Here is an 18833-nt window from a genome sequence, read left to right on the forward strand (position 1 = left end):
AAATCATCGCTTCGGTTATGCTGCGCCCTTTCCGCAAATCGATTCCCGGAGTACCGCGATGCTGCGCGACAGCCTGAGCCAGGCTTTGAAAGATGCCATGAAAGCCAAGGACAGCCGGCGTACTGCCACGCTGCGTCTGATCCTGGCCGCCCTGAAAGACCGCGATATCGCGGCCCGCACCGATGGCGCCGACCGCACCGGCATTCCGGACGATCAGATCCTGTCCATGCTGCAAACCATGGTGCGCCAGCGCCGGGAATCCATCACCATGTACGAACAGGGCGGCCGTGCCGACTTGGTGGAGCAGGAAAAGGACGAAATCGCCATCATCGAGGGTTTCCTGCCCAAGCAGATGGAAGAAGCCGAGATCAAGGCCGCGGCTGAAGCCGCCGTGGCCGAAATCGGCGCCCAAGGTATTAAAGACATGGGCAAGGTGATGGGCGCGCTGAAAGGCAAATATGCCGGCCAGATGGATTTCGGCAAAGCCTCGGCTATCCTGAAGGCCCTGCTGAGCTGAGGCTGCCCGTCCAACGACCGGCATCCGGAGTAGTCTGACATGGCGTTTCCGGATTCATTCCTGGAGGAATTGCGCAACCGCGTGCCGCTATCGGGCGTGGTGGGCCGCTCCGTGCGCCTGACCCGACGCGGCCGGGAGTTTTCCGGCCTCTGCCCGTTCCATAACGAAAAGTCGCCCTCTTTCACGGTCAACGACGACAAGGGCTTTTTCCACTGCTTCGGCTGCGGCGCCCATGGCGATGTGATCGGTTTCGTGATGCGCCATAACGGCCTGCCCTTCCCCGATGCGGTGGAGCAGCTGGCCGCCGAAGCCGGGCTGCAAGTGCCGCAATCCAGCCCGCAGGATCGTGAACGCGCCGAACAGGCCGCCTCGCTCGGCAGCGCTTTGGAGGCGGCTGCCGAATGGTATCGCGCGCAACTGAATGCCCAGGCCGGCCGCGAGGGCAAGGCCTATCTGGAACGGCGCGGCCTGAAGCCGGAAACCATCGAACGCTTCCGCTTGGGCTTCGCGCCCAACAGCCGCACCGGCCTGTTGGAAGCCATGCGCGCGCGCAAGATTCCCGATGCCCTGCTGGTGGAAGCCGGCATGGTGATAAAATCGGATGACGGCGAGTTGTTCGACCGCTTCCGCAATCGTGTGATGTTTCCCATCGCCGACCGGCGCGGCCGGGTGATCGCCTTCGGCGGCCGGGCGATGGACCCGAACGCGCCGGCGAAATACCTCAACTCGCCGGAAACCGCCGTGTTCCACAAAGGCCATACGCTGTACAACCTCGCCATGGCGCGCGAGGCCGCCCACGCCGCCGGCACGGTGCTGGTGGTGGAAGGCTATATGGATGTGATCGCGCTGGCCCAGGCCGGGTTTGAATATGCCGTGGCACCGCTGGGCACAGCGCTGACCGAAGAACAGATCGCCCTGCTCTGGCGCATGGCCGCCGAGCCGGTGCTGTGCTTCGATGGCGACAAGGCCGGCATGAAGGCCGCGCTCCGCGCCGTGGACCGCGCCCTGCCGCTGCTGGAACCCGGCAAATCGCTGCGCTTCGCCCTGCTGCCCGGCGGGCAAGACCCCGACGACCTGATCAAGGCTCAGGGCCGCGACGCCATGGAGGCTGTGCTGGCCGCCGCCCTGCCCATGGCGGAAATGCTCTGGCGCAAGGAAACCGAGGGCCAGCCCATCGACACGCCCGAGCGCCGCGCCGCCCTGCAAGCCCAGCTCTATGATCAGGCCGGCCGGATCAAGAATACCATCGTGCAGCAGCATTACCGCGACCACTTGCGCGAGCGCCTGCGCGGTTTGTTCAACCCCGGCCGCCAGGGCCCCGGTCGCAACGGTCCGGGTAAATTCGGCTCCGGGCCCGGCGGACGGGGCGGTCCCCGCCCCGGGGGCTTTTCCGCCAATCCCTGGGCGCCAGGGGGCAAATTCGGCCGGCCTTTGGGCGATACCAGCCCGATTCCGCAGGAATCCTCGGATCGCCGCGAAAAAGCCCTGCTTTTGGGGTTTCTGCTGCATCCCTGGCTGGCTGAGGACCATAGCGACAGCTTCGCCGGGTTGACATTTCGCAATGCTGCGCTTGACAGCCTCAAGAGCCGGATTCTAGAAGAAACCTCCCGCCATCCGGGTCTTGACGGCGAGGCCCTGGTTGCCCATTTGAAGGGACAGGGTCTGCAGGCCCAACTCGAGCTTCTGGATGGCGAGACGGGACGGTTGGTGGAACCCTTCACCCGCGCCGACAGCCCGAGAGATAAAGTCGAGAGAGGCTGGATTCAAGCCGTGCAGCGCTACCGGTTATCCGAACTGGAACAGGAACTGGCGGTGGCACAGGCCGAACTCGCCGATAATATGAGCCCCGAAGCCTGGGGGCGGTTTTCCGCCCTGCAGGCCGAGTTGGGCAGTGTCCGGAGCCAGGTATCGGCCTCCGACGAGCTTTGAGCGCTCAGGTTGACGACCGTTCCACCCGGAACGGCTCAGCCTGCGTCGCTTTTGTGTGTTTTTCCAGGCCTGTTAGGGTGTTGCCCGACAGGCTGACGAGTCAGGAACCGGCATGGCCAAGCAAGCAGCAGCATCTGAATCCTCCGAAGCCCCCGAGAAGGAAGATGCCGCCGATACTCCCCTGATCGATGCATCCGTTGCCGCCATCAAGCGCATGCTGTCGCGCGCCAAGGAGCGCGGCTATGTCACGTATGATGAGATAAACGCCGTCCTGCCGCCCGAGCAGGTGTCGTCCGAGCAGATCGAAGACACCATGGCGATGCTGTCCGAAATGGGCATCACCATCGTGGAATCCGAGGAGCAGGAAGACGCCCCGGCCGAAAAGGAAGAAGCCGAAGGCGAAGCCGAGGCCGAGGCCAGCGAGACCGCAGGCCCGAAGGCCGAGGCCGACCGCACCGACGATCCGGTGCGCATGTATCTGCGCGAGATGGGTTCGGTGGAGCTGCTGTCGCGCGAGGGCGAAATCGCCATCGCCAAGCGCATCGAGGCCGGTCGCGAGAAGATGATCGGCGCGATCTGCGAAAGCCCGCTCACCATCCAGGCCATCGTGAATTGGCGCGATGAACTGGTGGAAGGCCGGCTGCTGCTGCGCGACGTGGTGGACCTGGAAGCCACCATGGGCGGCGGCGGTCCTGACAACAGCGCGCTGGACGAGGAAGAAGAACTCGTAAAGGCCGAAGAGGCCGCCGAGAAGGAAGCCGCGCTCAAGGATCCCGGGGCCGCCGCAATTGCTGCCGCTGCCAAGGAACTGCTTGCCAAGGAAACCAAGAAATCCGATCCGAAGGCGGAAGCCGCCAAGCCGGCCAAGGCCGCCGCCAAGCCTGGCGATGCGCCGGCCGCCGACGGCGCGCCCACGCCTGAGGAACTGGACGAGGAAGACGAGGCCAATCTCTCGCTCGCCGCCATGGAAGCGCAGCTCAAGCCGCGCGTGCTGGAAGCCTTCGATGCCATCGCCAAGCATTACAAGAAGCTGCAGAAGACGCAGGAAGAGCGTTTGCAGGCCGCCCTTGTGCATGCCGATGCCGATGCGAAGAAGGACAAATCCTACGCCAAGCTGAAGCATGAAATGGTGCGGCTGATGGAGTCGGTCCATCTCTCCAACGCGCGTATCGAAACGCTGGTGGAGAATCTCTATTCGCTGAACAAGAAGCTGATGATGCTGGAAGGCCGCCTGCTGCGCCTGGCCGAAGGCTACAAGATTCCCCGCGAGGAATTCATCCGCCAGTATGAAGGCAACGAGCTGGACCCGAAATGGCTGGACCGCGTCGGCAAGCTGAAGACCCATAAGGGCTGGCCCAAGCTGGCCGAGAATGCCGCCACCAGCGTGAAGCCGATCCGCGACGACATCGCCGTGCTGGCAACCCAGTTCGGCCTGCCGGTGAACGAATTCAAGCGCCTCTACAAGCAGGTGCGCGAAGGCGAACGCGAAGCCAGCATGGCGAAGAAGGAGATGGTGGAGGCCAACCTGCGCCTCGTCATCTCGATTGCCAAGAAATACACCAATCGCGGTCTGCAATTCCTCGATCTGATCCAGGAAGGCAATATCGGCCTGATGAAGGCGGTGGATAAGTTCGAATATCGCCGCGGCTATAAATTCTCCACCTATGCCACCTGGTGGATCCGGCAGGCGATCACCCGCTCGATCGCCGACCAGGCCCGCACCATCCGCATCCCGGTGCATATGATCGAAACGATCAACAAGCTGGTGCGCACCAGCCGCCAGATGCTGCACGAGATCGGCCGCGAGCCGACCCCGGAAGAACTGGCCACCAAGCTCGGCATGCCGCTGGAGAAGGTGCGCAAGGTGCTGAAGATCGCCAAGGAACCGATCTCGCTGGAAACCCCCATCGGCGACGAGGAAGACAGCCATCTCGGCGACTTCATCGAGGACAAGAATGCCATCCTGCCGGTGGATGCCGCGATCAACTCCAACCTGCGCGAAACCACCACGCGGGTGCTGGCCACCCTCACCCCGCGCGAAGAACGCGTGCTGCGCATGCGCTTCGGCATCGGCATGAATACCGATCATACGCTGGAGGAAGTCGGCCAGCAGTTCAACGTGACGCGCGAACGTATCCGCCAGATCGAGGCGAAGGCGCTGCGCAAGTTGAAGCACCCGAGCCGTTCGCGTAAATTGCGCTCCTTCCTCGATACCTGAGGGGGAAGGGCCCGCGCCCTCCCCTCTCCGGCTATCCGGGCCTGTAGCTCAATTGGTTAGAGCCGGCCGCTCATAACGGTCTGGTTGGGGGTTCAAGTCCCTCCGGGCCCACCATTTTCCCCTTATGTTGAAATTGTCGGCATTCATCGGACAAGCTGCGTTTCAGGCCAATCGTTGCGAAATCTGGGCGCTTATTTGACAAAGGCGACCAGCCAACGTCTAAGAGGGCTGTTTCCGCTTAACCGAACTCTCCGACAGTCACTCCGACGGTATCGGTTTCCCAAGAAATCAGTGTCCCGCGGAATTTTTCGTCGCCCCCTGCTCGCGTAAGCGAGGTGATGTACATTGTCTTCATGTCCTGTCCGCCAAAGCAGGGCATTGTCGGCGCCGCCATCGGCAATTCTATTGCCTCAGTCAACACGCCGTCTGGCGAGAATTTGTTGAGGTGGCCTGAGGTTATTCCGGCACTCCAGTAGTTGCCGTCGATATCGACAGCGGCACCATCTGGAAGGCCAACCTCTTCGCTGGGCGTTGCAATCGTCCGCATCCCTGAAATGCGACCGCTCACCCTGTCAAAGTCATAGGCCCTGATATCCGGGGCCCTGGAATCGGCGTGATACATAACCTTGCCATCCGGGCTCCAGGCCAATCCGTTCGATGCCCGCATGCCCTCGACAACGCGTGTGCATTCACCGCTCGGCGTTACACGATAAAGCCCACCAGTCGGAGCGCGCGGAACAGCATCGTGCATGCTGCCTACCCAGAAGCAGCCATCAGGGCCAACTTTGCCATCATTCAGACGGTTCATACTGAGATCGGGCTCCGGATGTACCAGAAACTCAAGCTTCTCTGAGGCCGGATCAAACAGATGGACCCCGGTTCTAAGAGCAACAACCAGTCGGCCACCTTTCGCTAAGCCGACGCTGCCCACATCTGCAGGCATCCGAAAAGTCTGGACATCGCCAGTCGCTGGATCGAGCAGATGAATGGATGGCGCCAGGATATCGACAAACCAGAGGCGGTTGCGCGCAACGTCCCAAACCGGGCTTTCGCCCAGGTTCAATTCAAATGAGATACACTTTTTGAAGTCCATCGCTCGTCCCTGGGGCCCGGCTATAACTGCGGCTTCGCAGCCGGTCTGCACCGCATTGCGTAATTTGATATATCATATACTATATAGATTGGATTTAACACAAGGTTCTGACCATGCGGAATACTCTGAAGATGCGCCTTCAGGCGCGAAGCGCCTGCGTAAACGGCTGGCTCTCTATACCGGCGGCATACTCTGCAGAAGTGATGGCTCGGTGTGCGTGGCACAGCATTACCGTCGATCTGCAGCATGGCGTGCAGGACTACGCAAGCATGGTTCACTGCTTCCAGGCAATGTCGGCTTTCCCCGTCACGCCGCTGGTTCGCGTTCCCTCGAACGAGCCCGGCATCATCGGCAAAGCGCTGGACGCCGGGGCCTGGGGCGTCATCTGCCCGCTCGTGAATACGGCCGAAGAAGCCAAAGCCCTTGCGAATGCCTGCCTGTATCCGCCGGTCGGACGCAGGTCAAATGGCCCGAACCGCGCAAGCAGCTATGGCGGCGATAAGCTATACCAGGATATTGCAAACGATGAGGTACTGGTGCTTCCAATGATTGAGACGGCGGAAGCCGTCTCAAATCTCGAAGCAATTCTCGATGTTCCGGGCGTCAGCGGCGTCTATGTCGGGCCGAGCGATCTCGGCTTTGCGATGGGGCTTCGTCCCATCTTTGACCGCGAAGAGCCGATGATTCTAGACATCTATGCGACGGTTACCAAAGAAGCCAGTCGCCGCGGAAAGTTCGCCGGCATCCATACGATCAACCCGCTCTATGCCAATAGAATGATCGATATGGGCTTCAATTTCGTCACCGTCGGAAGCGATGCTTCCTTGATGATGAAGGCAGCAAAAGAAGCTCTGGCCGCGCTACACCTGCGGGATTAAGCAAAAACTGAAGAAAGCTGTATGGAAATGTCGCCCTCTGAAAACCTGATAGCGCTGGGCCTTGTTCTGCCTCCGCCGCGCAAGCCGGTCGCCAATTTCGTGCCCTCGGCCCAGTCCGGCAGCCTGCTTTTCCTGTCCGGGCAAGGTCCGGTTATGGCCGACGGAAAGTCCTTTACCGGCAAAGTCGGCGCGGATGTCAGCACGGAAGAAGCCTACGAACATGCGAAACTGTGCACCCTCAATCTGCTGGCGCTTGCCCATGATGCCTTGGGCTCGCTTGATTCGATCGGGCGCATCGTGAAGGTGCTGGGTTTCGTGAATGCGGCGCCGGACTTCGGCGACCACCCCCGGGTCATAAATGGCTGCTCTGACCTGCTCATAGCCATATTCGGCCCAGAGCGCGGCGCTCATGCCAGATCCGCAATTGGCGCAGGCTCGCTTCCCCGTCAGATTTCAGTGGAAATCGAAATGGTCGTGGAGGTCCGATGACATACCAGGTTGCCAGCCAACCGGCTTCCTGTTCAAACTCAATATCTTATAGTATATGCCAAATCTTACCTTCCCTTGTCGTGGGACGTTGACCTGTAAACGACCATAGAGCCATGCCAGCAGAGACTGATACCCTCAATCCAGAGCAATATCCCGATGAAGCGATCGGGTTGAACCGGGACAGCCTTTCTGATCGGATTTATTCTCGTCTGCGTGTGTCGCTTCTAACCGGTCTATATGCCCCAGGTACGCGGCTCAGCATTCGCAAGCTTGCGGACATGTATCACACGTCGCCGACGCCGGTCCGAGAAGCTATTTTCCAGCTCGTGCGCGAAGGCGCACTAGAGCTGAAGCTCGGGTACCAACCGCGCGTCCCTGAACTCTCGATTGCCCAATACATCAACATCCGAGAGACTCGCGCCCCGCTGGAAAGACTTGCGGCCGAATTGAGTACCGTAAATATCACCGATGATGAAATACAGAAGCTGCGCGAATTTCATCAGGCGTTCATGGATTGCGAAAGTGCCGAAAAGTGGAAAGCGGCTCTGGTCGCCAATCAGGAGTTTCATTTCACAATCTATCGGGCGTCCCGTAACGAAATTCTGGTGCGCTGCATAGAGAATCTTTGGCTGCTGGCTGGCCCAATCATCAGCTACCAGTATCCGCATATCCGCCAGGCAGCCGCGGAAATGCACCCGCATTTACTGGTTATCGATGCGCTTTCTCGCCGATCACCGGCTGAAGCGGGGGAGTTGGTGGTTCAAGACTTGCGCGAAGGTTCCTACCGCATCATCGAGCAGATGAAAGCTGATGCCGTCGGCGAACCTAAGAAGAAAACGCGTAAAGCCCGCTCTCCGGCCTGATTGGGCGCTGCGCTTCCACCAGCAAGGCGCGCTGCAGAGAATCGCCGCCGACAATACAACGCCGATCTAGCGCCAATCTAGCGCCGCTACTGCAGGTGCTTTGAGTTCGATCAACCGCAATCATCAGTGATGCGGGCGCGCTGACAGGATGTGTATTGCAGCTTATGCGCACGCTATGATATCGGCGCGCGTCATTTCCCGGCCCCCCCGCCTAGACCAGCATGGATGCGGCTGCATAACATTCATGCTAACGCCAATCCATCAACGGCCAATTCGGAATGCCGACAAATCGCGCCAGCCGACGCGATTGTCCTGAAGGAGTCGTTTTGCCAGCAGTCCGGCGAAGTCATTCAACTGAAACCAAAGAATCCAGTTGCAATGCATTTTTGAAATATCATATATTGTTTTGGACAATTAGGGGGCGTGTAGACGTTGCTTAAGATCGTAGCAAAACGAGTCATGACGACCGTTCCGGTCATGTTTCTCGTGACCCTTTTGGTATTCAGTCTCCTGTACCTGTCGCCCGGCGATCCCGCCGTGCTGTTCGCAGGCGACCAGGCGACTCCTGAGCAAATTGCCCAGATCCGCAGCCGCATGGGGCTCGATCAGCCCTTCCATATCCAATTTGGCACATGGCTCTGGAACCTCGCCCATGGCGATCTCGGTGTTTCCCTGGTCTCGAACGTGCCAGTCACCAACCTCATTGCCCAACGCCTGGAGCCCACGCTTTCCCTGACCATCCTCACTCTCCTGTGGTCCGTAAGTGTGGCCGTGCCTTTGGCAGTCCTTGCGGCCGCCAAGCGTGGTTCGGCTGTTGATCGCATCGTGATGCTATTGGGCGTGGCCGGCTTCTCGGTCCCGGTATTCGTTTTCGCCTACTGCTCCAGCTACATCCTTGCCATCGAGCTGCAATGGTTGCCCATCCAGGGCTACACCCCGCTTTCCAAGGGTATCTGGCCCTGGCTCCGCAGCCTGATTCTGCCTGCCTTCGCCCTGGGCACTGGCTACGTCGCGCTGATTTCCCGCATCGGCCGTGCGGCGCTCGTCGAAATCCTGCAGCAGGACTATATCCGCACCGCAAAAGCCAAAGGCGCAAACGCCCAGCGCGTGCTGTTCCGCCATGCCCTGAAGAACGCTGCCGTACCGATGGTCACCATTGTTGGCCTGGGTGTCGGCCTGCTCATTGGCGGCGCTGTTGTCACGGAGTCGGTATTTGCCATTCCCGGCATCGGCCGCCTGACCGCTGACGCCATTCTGCGCCGCGACTATCCGGTCATCCAGGGGGTCGTGTTGCTGTTTTCACTATCCTACATGGTGATCAACCTCGTGATTGATCTCATCTACCCGTTCTTCGATCCGAGGATTAAATATTGACAGAACATACGCCTCGCTTCCTCGAAACCCCGGCGGTCGCAACGCCTCTCCCGGATATCCTGGAAGAGCGGACGCCTCGTCCCGGCTTGCTAGGGGTGATTCAGCGCAATCTGTCGGTCAGCATTGGGCTGGCCGGAATTGCAATCATCCTGTTCATCGGCATCTGCGCCCCATGGCTTGGAACTGTGGATCCGCTGGCAATCAACCCGGCGCTACGCACCCGTCCGCCATCGGCTGAGCACTTCTTTGGTACGGACGCTCTTGGCCGTGACCTGTGGTCTCGTGTTCTCTATGGAACCCGCGTTTCGCTGACGGTCGGCTTTTCGGTTGCGGCTCTCGCCACCGGCATCGGCGTCCTGTTGGGTGTGATGGCTGGCTACATCCGGGCCTCTGAGGGCGTCATCATGAGAGCGATGGACGCCGTCATGTCGATCCCGTCAATCCTGTTGGCAATCGCGTTGGTGGCATTGATTCGGCCATCGGTTTCAAACGTCATTTTCGCCATTACGGTCGCCGAAATCCCGCGTGTGGCTCGCCTAGTGCGTTCGGTGGTGATTTCGCTCCGCGAACTGGCTTGGGTAGAAGCCGGTGTCGTCTCCGGCTCCAAATCCACACAAATCATCCTCCGCCACATTCTGCCAAACGCAGCAGCGCCCATCATCGTGCAAGCCACCTATATCTGCGCCAGCGCCATGATCATTGAAGCAACGCTTTCCTTCATCGGCGCCGGCACGCCCGCCTCCATTCCGTCATGGGGCAACATCATGGCTGAAGGCCGGTCGCTTTGGCAGGTCAAACCGCTCATTGTGTTGATTCCCGCTGCCTTTCTGTCGGCAACCGTACTCGCAGTAAATGTCGTTGGCGACGGCCTTCGTGATGCCTTGGACAGCCGTTTGGTCAAGGACATCTGATCATGGCTCTGCTTGAAGTCGAGAACCTGCAAACACATTTCCGCACCAGCCGGGGCGTGAACCGGGCTGTGAACGGCGTCTCTTTTCACGTCGAGGCTGGAGAAACCCTGGCCATCGTCGGAGAATCCGGCTGCGGCAAATCCGTTACCTCCATGTCGATTATGCGCCTGCTTCCGCAAGGTATGGCGAAAAGCGCTGGCCGCATCACCTTTGATGGCCGTGATCTTCTCGGTCTCACCGAGCGGGAAATGGAACAGGTTCGCGGTAACGAAATCGGTATGATTTTCCAGGAGCCGATGACCAGCCTGAACCCTGTGCTTACAGTTGGCTTCCAGATTCAGGAAACCATCGCTCTGCATCAGCATGTTTCCAGAGCTGAGCAGAAGCGCCGTGCGCTGGAAATGCTCGATCTCGTCGGCATTCCAGACCCTACACGCAGGCTCCAGGAATACCCCCATCAACTATCAGGGGGCATGCGCCAGCGCATCATGATAGCGCTGGCCCTGGCATGCAGGCCTAAGCTACTGATCGCCGACGAGCCGACAACTGCACTCGACGTGACCATCCAGGCGCAAATCCTCGACCTGTTGCGTCAGATCCAGCGCGAGCAGGGAACTGCAATCATTCTGATTACGCACGATTTGGGCGTGGTCGCTGAATCGACCGACCGCGTCGCCGTCATGTATGCCGGGCGCAAGATCGAGGAGGCCAAAACCTCCACTTTGCTCGCCAATCCACAGCATCCCTACACGCAAGGCCTTCTATCCGCCGTTCCGCGCATTGGTGCCGCCCAACGCGGTCGTCTGGCGGAAATACCCGGCCTGGTGCCTGATTTACGGAAAAAACTTCAGGGCTGCGCATTCGCCAACCGCTGCACCTATGCAGGTGATGTCTGCCGGACCCTCGAGCCTGCCCTGACCGAGAAGGCTTCCGGCCATTGGGCAGCCTGTCACCTCTCAGAAATAGCGAGGGTGCAGACATGACCGATGCCCCGCTTTTGAGCGTTCGCCGCCTGGCGAAACACTATGACCTTGGCGGCGGTCTGCTCGGCTGGGGCAAGCGCTCCGTCAAGGCCGTGCAGGATGTCAGCTTCGACATTGCCCGCGGGGAAACGCTTTCTCTGGTCGGTGAGTCGGGTTGCGGCAAATCGACTGTCGGCAAAGCCATTGCGGGCCTTCACCCCGCAACAGAGGGCGAAATTCTGCTCAATGGCAAACCCATCGACAGCCCTGAGTACAAGATCGGTCAATTGTGGCATCGCAAGGTCCAGGTGGTGTTCCAAGACCCGTATTCCAGCCTCGATCCGAGGATGCGGGTGCTCGACATCATCGGCGAACCACTGCGCAATTTTGGGATAACCAAGACCAGGCAGGAGCTTGATGCACAGGTCGCCCGTCTGATTGACCTGGTCCGCCTGCCCAAGGACTCGGCAGACCGTTTCCCGCACGAGTTTTCCGGCGGTCAGAGGCAACGCATCGGCATTGCGCGCGCCCTGGCGCCCAATCCAGAACTCATCATTTGCGATGAAGCCGTCTCGGCGCTGGATGTTTCGGTCAAAGCCCAAATCGTCAATCTGCTGGCAGACTTGCGGAATGAGTTGGGTCTGGCCCTGTTGTTCATCAGCCACGACCTCGCAATCGTCGACCATATAACAGATCGCGTCGCCGTCATGTATCTGGGGCGCATCGTCGAGATTGGAACACGAAGCGAGCTGTTCGATACGCCGCAGCATCCCTACACGCGCGCGCTGCTGTCAGCGGTTCCCATGGTTGATCCCACTGCGAGGCGGGAACGCACCATCCTGACGGGCGAGTTGCCGTCTCCGTTCAATCCTCCTTCCGGCTGCACATTCCGAACACGCTGCCCGTTGGCGGCTGACCGCTGTGTCCAGGAAATTCCGCTCCTGCAGACCATCAGCGGAAATCAACAGGCCGCATGCCATCTATTGCCCGTGGCTCAGGCCACCGACGCTTAAACGTTCAACAAAAAGGGAGAGTTAGGATGTACATCAAGCGTAGAGATTTCCTGGTCGGCGGAACCGCCGCTGTCGGCGCCATGATGGTGTCCGGTGTGAGCATCAAGGCCAACGCACAGGGTGCCAAAGTCCTGAAATTCGTGCCGCAGGCCGACCTTGCCGTACTTGACCCGCACGGCACACCCGCCTACGTCACCCGTAATCACGCCATGCTGGTCTACGACACCTTGTACGGTGTCGACAGCAAGAACATACCAAAGCCGCAGATGGTGAAATCCGGCGAAGCCTCTGCAGACGGCCGGACCTGGACTCTTGTTCTCCGTGACGGTCTGAAGTTCCACGACGGCAGCCCCGTCCGGGGTGCTGACGTGGTCGCCAGCCTGAAGCGCTGGATGACCAAGGATGGCTTTGCCGCCGCCCTGGCTGCCGTGTTGACTGAATTGTCGGCGCCCGACGACAAAACCATCGTCTTCAAGCTGTCCAAGCCCTTCCCCATCCTCCCGGATCTGCTGGGGAAGATGGCGTCCTTCTCGACTGGCATCATGCCGGAGCGGTTGGCAAAGACCGACCCGAATACCCCGGTTGCCGAAATCATCGGCTCTGGCCCGTACCGCTATGCCATGGATAAACGGATTCCTGGCTCGCTGAACGTCTATGAGAAGTTCGCAGATTATGTGCCGCGTTCTGAGCCTGCCGACAATCTGGCGGGTGGCAAGATTGCCCATTTCGACCGCATCGAATGGCATACCATTCCTGACCCGGCGACCGCTGCCGCCGCCCTTCAGGCCGGTGAGGTTGACTGGTGGGAGGCGCCGACCCCGGACCTGCTGCCCATCTTCAAGGGCAAAGACGTCAAGGTCGGGATCAAGGATACCAGCGGCAATATTGGCCTGCTACGTATGAACTTCCTGCAGGCACCGTTCAACAACCGCGCCATCCGGGAGATCGTTCTCAAGGCTGTCGACCAGACCAACTACATGCTGGCGGCCATGGGTGAGGACAAATCCCGCTGGTCCGTTCCCCAGGGTTTCTTCCATCCGAAATCCGCGCTGGCCAGCGATAACGGGCTCTCTACTTTCACCGCGAAGAAGGATTACGAAGCTCTCAAGAAGGAGCTCCGTGCCGCAGGGTATAACGGCGAGAAGATTGTGCTCATGTCGACGGCGGATTTCCCGGTTATCGGGGCGTTCGGCGAAGTGGCAGCCGATATGCTGCGTAAAATTGGCATGAACGTCGACCATCAGGTCCAGGATTGGGCAACCATCTCGGCGCGCATGAAAAACAAAGGCGACGCCGCTTCTGGTGGCTATCACATCTTTGCCAATTTCGTTGCCGGTGCTGGTACCTTCAACACCGCCGCCCACACCTACCTACGTTCCGGCGCTTCGGCGTTCGACGGCTGGCCGAACATTCCGGAAATCGAGCAGCTCCGCGCCGCCTGGCTGGAAGCGACCTCGGTCGAAGAACAGCACAAGATTGGCGTGAAGCTGCAGGAAATCTGCCTGAAGGAAGTGCCCTTCATTCCGTTGGGTCTCTTCTACTTCCCGACGGCATATCGGAGCAATCTGGAAGGTATCGTCGATACCTTCCCCGTGTTCTGGAACGTTCGTCGCACTTAATCGGCAGGCCGGTCCGGGGGATACTCCGGACCGGCCATCCCGGAGACGTTAGTCATGTTGAGAACCAGTCAAGATACCGCGCATTTTGAGATCGATCCCACCAGGCTCGATCTTGCCCGTGAATTCCGTCATGCGCCGAAGGGCCCGCACAGCCCCGAGCTGCGACGCGTCATTCATCGTATGCGTTGGTCCGGCGCTGGCGGTCGTTGGTGTGTGGTTACGGTTGAGCCCGGCGTCCGGTGGATGCTTGCACGGCTCCCGGACGAGCGCTTTGGTGAAATCCGGACTTACCCCGAGACAACATTTACTTCGCTGAACGATGCCGAATGGCATGTCTTTCGCATTCGTTGGGAAGCCCTGACAGGGAATGCCCTGCCAGTCGAGATGGACTAGTCACATGAAAGACTCCACGAAAGTTATCGGCTATGCATCGCCCTGGTCCGTGGCGCCTGGCGAAGACGTACAGTTCCATCTGTCCAGCGAAGTCCTGAAAAGTGCCTCTGCACGCATTGTCAGAATTCGGTGTGCCGACGCGGACCCGCGTGGACCTGGCATCAAGGTCTACCATCAGCCATCACCGCTCGATGGGGAAATTCCACTCGCCTCATATCCTATACATACCGGAAGTTTCGGTGAAATCCCGGACGCCAAGCTTCTCACGGGTTTGCAAGATTTCAGCATCGGCGCCTGGATCTGGCCGACCATTCTGACAGGCGGCGATCAGGTGGTGTTTGCACGCAAGGATGCAGCCACGGGCAAAGGATGGCGCCTCTTCATCAATTCTGACGGCTGTCTCTCTTTCGCTGTCTCGGACGAAGCAGGCAGTTCGACAATTACCGCATCGCAACCGGTTCTGATCCGGGAATGGCTGTTTGTGCATGCCAGCTTCTCCGCCACGGAAGGCACCATCACGCTGTCCGCCGAAAGCCTGGAACGCGATGGAGGCCGGGCTCAGCATGTCAGTCTTTCAGCGCGTTCAACCGTCTCGCCTGTGCTGAACACCGCCACTCCGCTCACCTTCGCGGCGGAACTCACAGGAAAATCAGCCCCATATTCCCGCACCGGCCATCACTTCAATGGCAAAATTGACCGCCCTCGACTGTATGGACAGGCGCTAAACGGCGCAGAGATGCGTTCAATCGTAGATGCCGTCGCGCCGGACTTAAGCGACCCGAGCCTGATCGGTGCCTGGGATTTCAGCCGGGATATCTCCAGCGACCTGATTTCAGACCGTTCTAAGAATGGCTTGCATGGTAGCGTGCGGCGGACGCCAATGCGCGCTGCCACCGGCGCGAACTGGACCGGCACGCGCACTAACTGGACGGCTGCGCCGGAGGAATATGGCGCAATCCATTTCCATGACGACGACATTGATGATGCGGCATGGCCTGAAGCGCAGAGCTGGAAAGTGCCGGATGGCATCCGTTCAGGCTTCTACACGCTGGAACTGACCGCCGACCATGATGGCGTCAAGACCGAAAGCCATATCCCGTTCTTTGTCCGCCCTCCGCGTGGTGAGAAGACCGCAGACATCCTGGTCATTGCTCCCACGGCGACCTACATCTCCTACGCCAACAATCACTCCCGAATTGACCAGATTCATTTCGAAGTGATGGCTGACGGTTTGATCGTGCTGTCGCAGGACGATGTCTATGCCCATAAGCATCGCGAGCTTGGTGCATCGTTCTACGACACACACAAGGATTATAGCGGTGTTTGCTATTCCTCCGCGCGCCGACCGATTCTCAACCAGCGGCCCGGCGGATACACCTTCAACTACGTGAACGATACGCATCTTCTCGACTGGCTTGAGGAAGAAGGCTTTGCTTATGACGTGATCACGGACGAGGATCTGGACCGCGGAGGTGCCGATCTGCTGAAGCCATATCGCGTCGTCCTGACCATGACGCACCCGGAATACACCTCGAAGAACATGCTGGACGGATTGCAAACCTACCAGGCCAGCGGTGGCCGCCACATGTATCTCGGCGGGAATGGCTTCTACTGGCGGATTGCCTTCCACCCCACGATTTCCGGCCTCATCGAGATGCGACGCGGCATCACTGGCTTGCGCAGCTGGGAAGCCGAAGCCGGCGAAGAATGCCTGTCTTTCACCGGCGAACCCAGCGGCCTGTGGCGTTCATCCGGACGCGCTCCGCAGCGCCTGACGGGTGTCGGGTTCTCGGCGCAAGTCTTCGACCGTGGCGCCTCTTACCGGCGATTGCCAGACAGCTATCTCCCTCGGGCAGCATTCGTGATGAACGGGCTGGCCGAAGACGAAGTGATTGGAAATTTCGGCCTGCGGGCGGGCGGTGCCGCCGCACTTGAAATTGACCGCGCCGACCGGGATTTGGGCACTGCACCGCAAGCCATGATTCTGGCGACCGCCGACAACACTGGCGCGGGCGGCATTCCGGCCCCCGAGGAACTGCCCGTGCTGTATCGCGGCTTTTCCGGCGAGGAAAGCAACATCTCGCGGGCGGATATCGTCTTGACTCCAACGGCAGACGGCGGCGCTGTGTTTTCGGTCGGATCGATCGCCTGGTGCTGCGCCCTATCCCATAAGGGATACGACAACAACGTCGCGCGGATTACCAAGAACGTGCTGTCACGCTTCCTTGACCCGGCTCCGATTTGAGAGACGCCATGACCAAGAGCAATTCAAAGGCCTTTTACAAATCACGCGACTGGGAAGCGCCGCTCACCTCGATTGAAAAAGGCGTCCCTTTGGTGGAACGCGCCGTACCGCTCGACCAGGTTGCCGCGCAAAACTGGAATCTCTTGAAGGGGGATCTGCCTCTGCCCGTGGCTGTATTGCGGGAAGAAGCATTGCGTAGCAACAGCGCCTGGATGAGAAAATTTCTGAGCCAGGCTGGGGTCGACATTGCACCCCATGGCAAAACAACCCTGGCTCCGGCACTGTTCGACTTGCAGATAGCCGATGGTGCTTGGGCCATCACCGTTTCCACCTCCCAGCACTTCACCGTGGCTGTCCAGGCTGGCTTCACTCGCATTTTCATGGCCAACCAGTTGGTCGGCGCCGGAAGCATTCGGGATGTCTTGATGGGTCTCAAGACAAAACCGAACATCGAATTCTTCTGCCTAGTAGACAACAAGTCGAACGTTGCCGCCCTCGCCGCTGCTATTCGTGACATCGGGCTTTCCCGCCCCCTGAATGTTTTAGTGGAGTTGGGCTACCAAGGCGGCAGGACTGGCAGCAGGACCGTTGAAGAAGCCGTCGAGGTTGCACGGGCAGTTGCGGAAAACGCAGATGCCCTTTGCCTGGCTGGTATCGAAGGCTTTGAAGGTCTGCTCAGGAATGACGGCACTCCCGAGGTGATTGCCCAAATCGAGGCATTGCTCTCAGGCATGGGGCGCTTGGCTGAACTGGTTGATACCGAGAACTTGTATGGCCGGCCGGAGGTACTTCTGTCCGCGGGCGGTTCGTCCTACTTCGACCTGGTTGCCACGGCGCTTAAAAAAGTTCGCCTGACCCGTCCAACCCGGGTGATTATCCGTTCCGGATGCTACATCACCCATGATTCCCACATGTATGTGCGTGCGCGCGATGCTTTGGCCCGCCGCGACCCCGGCGTTGCTGCCATTGGCGAGTTGCAGCCCGCGCTTGAGGTCTGGGCGGCCGTGCAGTCGAGGTCGGAGCCTGCAAAAGCCATCATCTCCATGGGCAAGCGCGACGTGTCCTATGACGACCCGCCGATCGCCCTCAAATGGTTCCGGCCTGGTGTCCACAAAACACCGCAGCCGGCCCCGGAAGGTCTTGCTGTCGAAAAACTGAATGACCAGCACTGCCATCTGCGCATTCCTAATGATTCACCGCTTCAGGTTGGCGACCTGCTGGGGTTTGGCATTTCCCATCCATGCCTGACATTCGACAAGTGGCGCATCCTCCATCTCGTCGATAGCGCCTATCAGGTGACGGACACAATCAGAACCTACTTCTGAGAACGGCGAAGCATCATGGAAAGTAAGATGAACCAGAGCAAAGTAGTTATGATTACCGGTGCTGCAGGTGGCATCGGCGCCTCGACGGCTAAGCTGGCTGTGGCCGCGGGCTACCGCGTCGTTATCGCCGACATCGATTTGGCCAAGGGCCACGAGACTGCAAAGCAGCTCGGGCCTCAAGCGTGGGCTGTGCAACTCGACATCACCCGGGAAAGCAGTTGGGAATCCGTCCTGAACCACGTTTGGGACAAGGAAGGCCGCATTGATGTTCTCATCAACAACGCGGGCATCGTCCACACCGGTTGGGCTCGGGACGTACCGGTTTCTGCACATCGGCAGACCATCGAGACGAACTGCCTGGGCGCCATCAATGGCATGATGAATGCTTTGCCCCGGATGAAAAAACAGGGCTTTGGCCATCTTGTAACGGTCGCCAGCATGGTAGCCTTCATTCCGTATCCAGGTCTGGCAAGCTACGCTGCGGCCAAGCATGCGTTACGTGCTTTCCATGTGGCTTTGGCAATCGAAGAGCGCGACGGTCCTGTCAACTTCACCCTGGTCTATCCCGGGGCGACGGAAACGCCCATGCTTGAGAAGGAGGCCAATGACGATGCACTGGCTTTGGCCTTTGCTGGCAAGCCGATGATGCCTGATGACGTTGCCGCAGCTATTCTGGAGGCGCTCAAAACCCGCCCTGACGAAGTCTATCTGCCGCCGGAACGCGGCGCGGCGGTGCGGAAAATGGGCACCGACATCGAGGCATTGCGCGAACACGTCAAAGTGAATACTTCGGTTGGCTGGAAGAACCTTCAGGATCGCCGCCAAAAGATGGGGGGCAACCGCAGCTGAGTGGCGGAAGCTCTAACCGGATTGCCTGATGTCGCCAATCTTAGGCAGAACAAAATTTTCCTGTGTGTGAGGCCGAAATCATCTATCCGGAGTGCAAAGGCCTCACCACGAAAATAGATACCTGCCGATTGGCCTCAATCGTCGGTGCCACTTTT

The 18833-nt window shown here is 59.4% G+C and carries 16 protein-coding genes and 1 tRNA gene; 16 read left to right on the plus strand and 1 reads right to left on the minus strand.

The features are described 5' to 3' along the window. The first annotated feature begins 58 nt into the window (after positions 1-58). The 4 genes from KF827_RS06540 (at position 59) to KF827_RS06555 (ending at position 4778) form a co-directional block, all read left to right on the plus strand. Entirely contained in the window at positions 59-517 is a 459-nt protein-coding gene (locus KF827_RS06540; RefSeq protein ID WP_291002197.1) for a GatB/YqeY domain-containing protein, read from the plus strand. Between the two features lie 39 nt (positions 518-556). After that, positions 557-2446: a DNA primase gene (gene dnaG / locus KF827_RS06545; RefSeq protein ID WP_291002199.1), complete on the plus strand. Its 1890-nt coding sequence runs from the start codon at positions 557-559 to the stop codon at positions 2444-2446. Positions 2447-2558: 112 nt separating this feature from the next. Further along, entirely contained in the window at positions 2559-4664 is a 2106-nt protein-coding gene (rpoD, locus tag KF827_RS06550) for an RNA polymerase sigma factor RpoD (RefSeq protein WP_291002201.1), read from the plus strand. Positions 4665-4701: 37 nt separating this feature from the next. Further along, positions 4702-4778: transfer RNA gene (locus KF827_RS06555), tRNA-Ile, on the plus strand. A gap of 124 nt (positions 4779-4902) precedes the next feature. On the opposite strand, the gene KF827_RS06560 is transcribed toward KF827_RS06555, so the two are convergent. Then, positions 4903-5757, minus strand: coding sequence for an SMP-30/gluconolactonase/LRE family protein (locus KF827_RS06560; protein ID WP_291002204.1), 855 nt, complete (start codon positions 5755-5757; stop codon positions 4903-4905). Between the two features lie 113 nt (positions 5758-5870). Here KF827_RS06560 and KF827_RS06565 point away from each other — a divergent pair, with 113 nt between their 5' ends. From KF827_RS06565 to KF827_RS06620, 12 genes are all read left to right on the plus strand, one after another. Next, positions 5871-6635, plus strand: a complete 765-nt coding sequence (locus KF827_RS06565) for an aldolase/citrate lyase family protein (RefSeq protein ID WP_291002212.1) — start codon at positions 5871-5873, stop codon at positions 6633-6635. A 21-nt stretch (positions 6636-6656) separates the two neighbouring features. After that, the gene (locus KF827_RS06570; RefSeq protein ID WP_291002214.1) at positions 6657-7124 is read left to right on the plus strand and encodes a RidA family protein; all 468 of its coding nucleotides are present in this window, start codon (positions 6657-6659) and stop codon (positions 7122-7124) included. Positions 7125-7237: 113 nt separating this feature from the next. Then, on the plus strand, positions 7238-7987 hold the full coding sequence (locus KF827_RS06575) for a GntR family transcriptional regulator (RefSeq protein ID WP_291002217.1): 750 nt from the start codon (positions 7238-7240) through the stop codon (positions 7985-7987). Between the two features lie 432 nt (positions 7988-8419). Further along, complete coding sequence (locus KF827_RS06580) at positions 8420-9361, plus strand: ABC transporter permease (RefSeq protein WP_291002219.1); 942 nt, start codon at positions 8420-8422, stop codon at positions 9359-9361. Beyond that, positions 9358-10272 (plus strand): ABC transporter permease, encoded by a 915-nt coding sequence (locus tag KF827_RS06585; protein WP_291002222.1) that lies wholly within the window; start codon positions 9358-9360, stop codon positions 10270-10272. The genes KF827_RS06580 and KF827_RS06585 overlap by 4 nt, the downstream gene beginning before the upstream one ends. A 2-nt stretch (positions 10273-10274) precedes the next feature. After that, positions 10275-11255 carry an ABC transporter ATP-binding protein gene (locus KF827_RS06590; RefSeq protein ID WP_291002225.1) on the plus strand — a complete coding sequence of 327 codons (981 nt, stop codon included), beginning with the start codon at positions 10275-10277 and terminating at the stop codon, positions 11253-11255. Further along, a complete protein-coding gene (locus tag KF827_RS06595) occupies positions 11252-12247 on the plus strand; it encodes an ABC transporter ATP-binding protein (protein ID WP_291002233.1) in 996 nt (331 codons plus the stop codon). Before KF827_RS06590 ends, KF827_RS06595 begins: the two co-directional genes overlap by 4 nt. A gap of 26 nt (positions 12248-12273) precedes the next feature. Further along, entirely contained in the window at positions 12274-13866 is a 1593-nt protein-coding gene (locus KF827_RS06600) for an ABC transporter substrate-binding protein (protein ID WP_291002236.1), read from the plus strand. Positions 13867-13920: 54 nt separating this feature from the next. Further along, complete coding sequence (locus tag KF827_RS06605; RefSeq protein ID WP_291002239.1) at positions 13921-14259, plus strand: hypothetical protein; 339 nt, start codon at positions 13921-13923, stop codon at positions 14257-14259. A 4-nt stretch (positions 14260-14263) separates the two neighbouring features. Beyond that, a complete protein-coding gene (locus KF827_RS06610; RefSeq protein WP_291002242.1) occupies positions 14264-16504 on the plus strand; it encodes a LamG domain-containing protein in 2241 nt (746 codons plus the stop codon). 8 nt (positions 16505-16512) lie between these two features. Next, the gene (locus KF827_RS06615) at positions 16513-17829 is read left to right on the plus strand and encodes an amino acid deaminase (protein ID WP_291002244.1); all 1317 of its coding nucleotides are present in this window, start codon (positions 16513-16515) and stop codon (positions 17827-17829) included. Between the two features lie 27 nt (positions 17830-17856). After that, positions 17857-18678 carry an SDR family oxidoreductase gene (locus tag KF827_RS06620; RefSeq protein WP_291002248.1) on the plus strand — a complete coding sequence of 274 codons (822 nt, stop codon included), beginning with the start codon at positions 17857-17859 and terminating at the stop codon, positions 18676-18678. Positions 18679-18833 lie beyond the last annotated feature (155 nt).

It is taken from the genome of Ferrovibrio sp. (assembly GCF_019636075.1).
GTDB lineage: Bacteria > Pseudomonadota > Alphaproteobacteria > Ferrovibrionales > Ferrovibrionaceae > Ferrovibrio.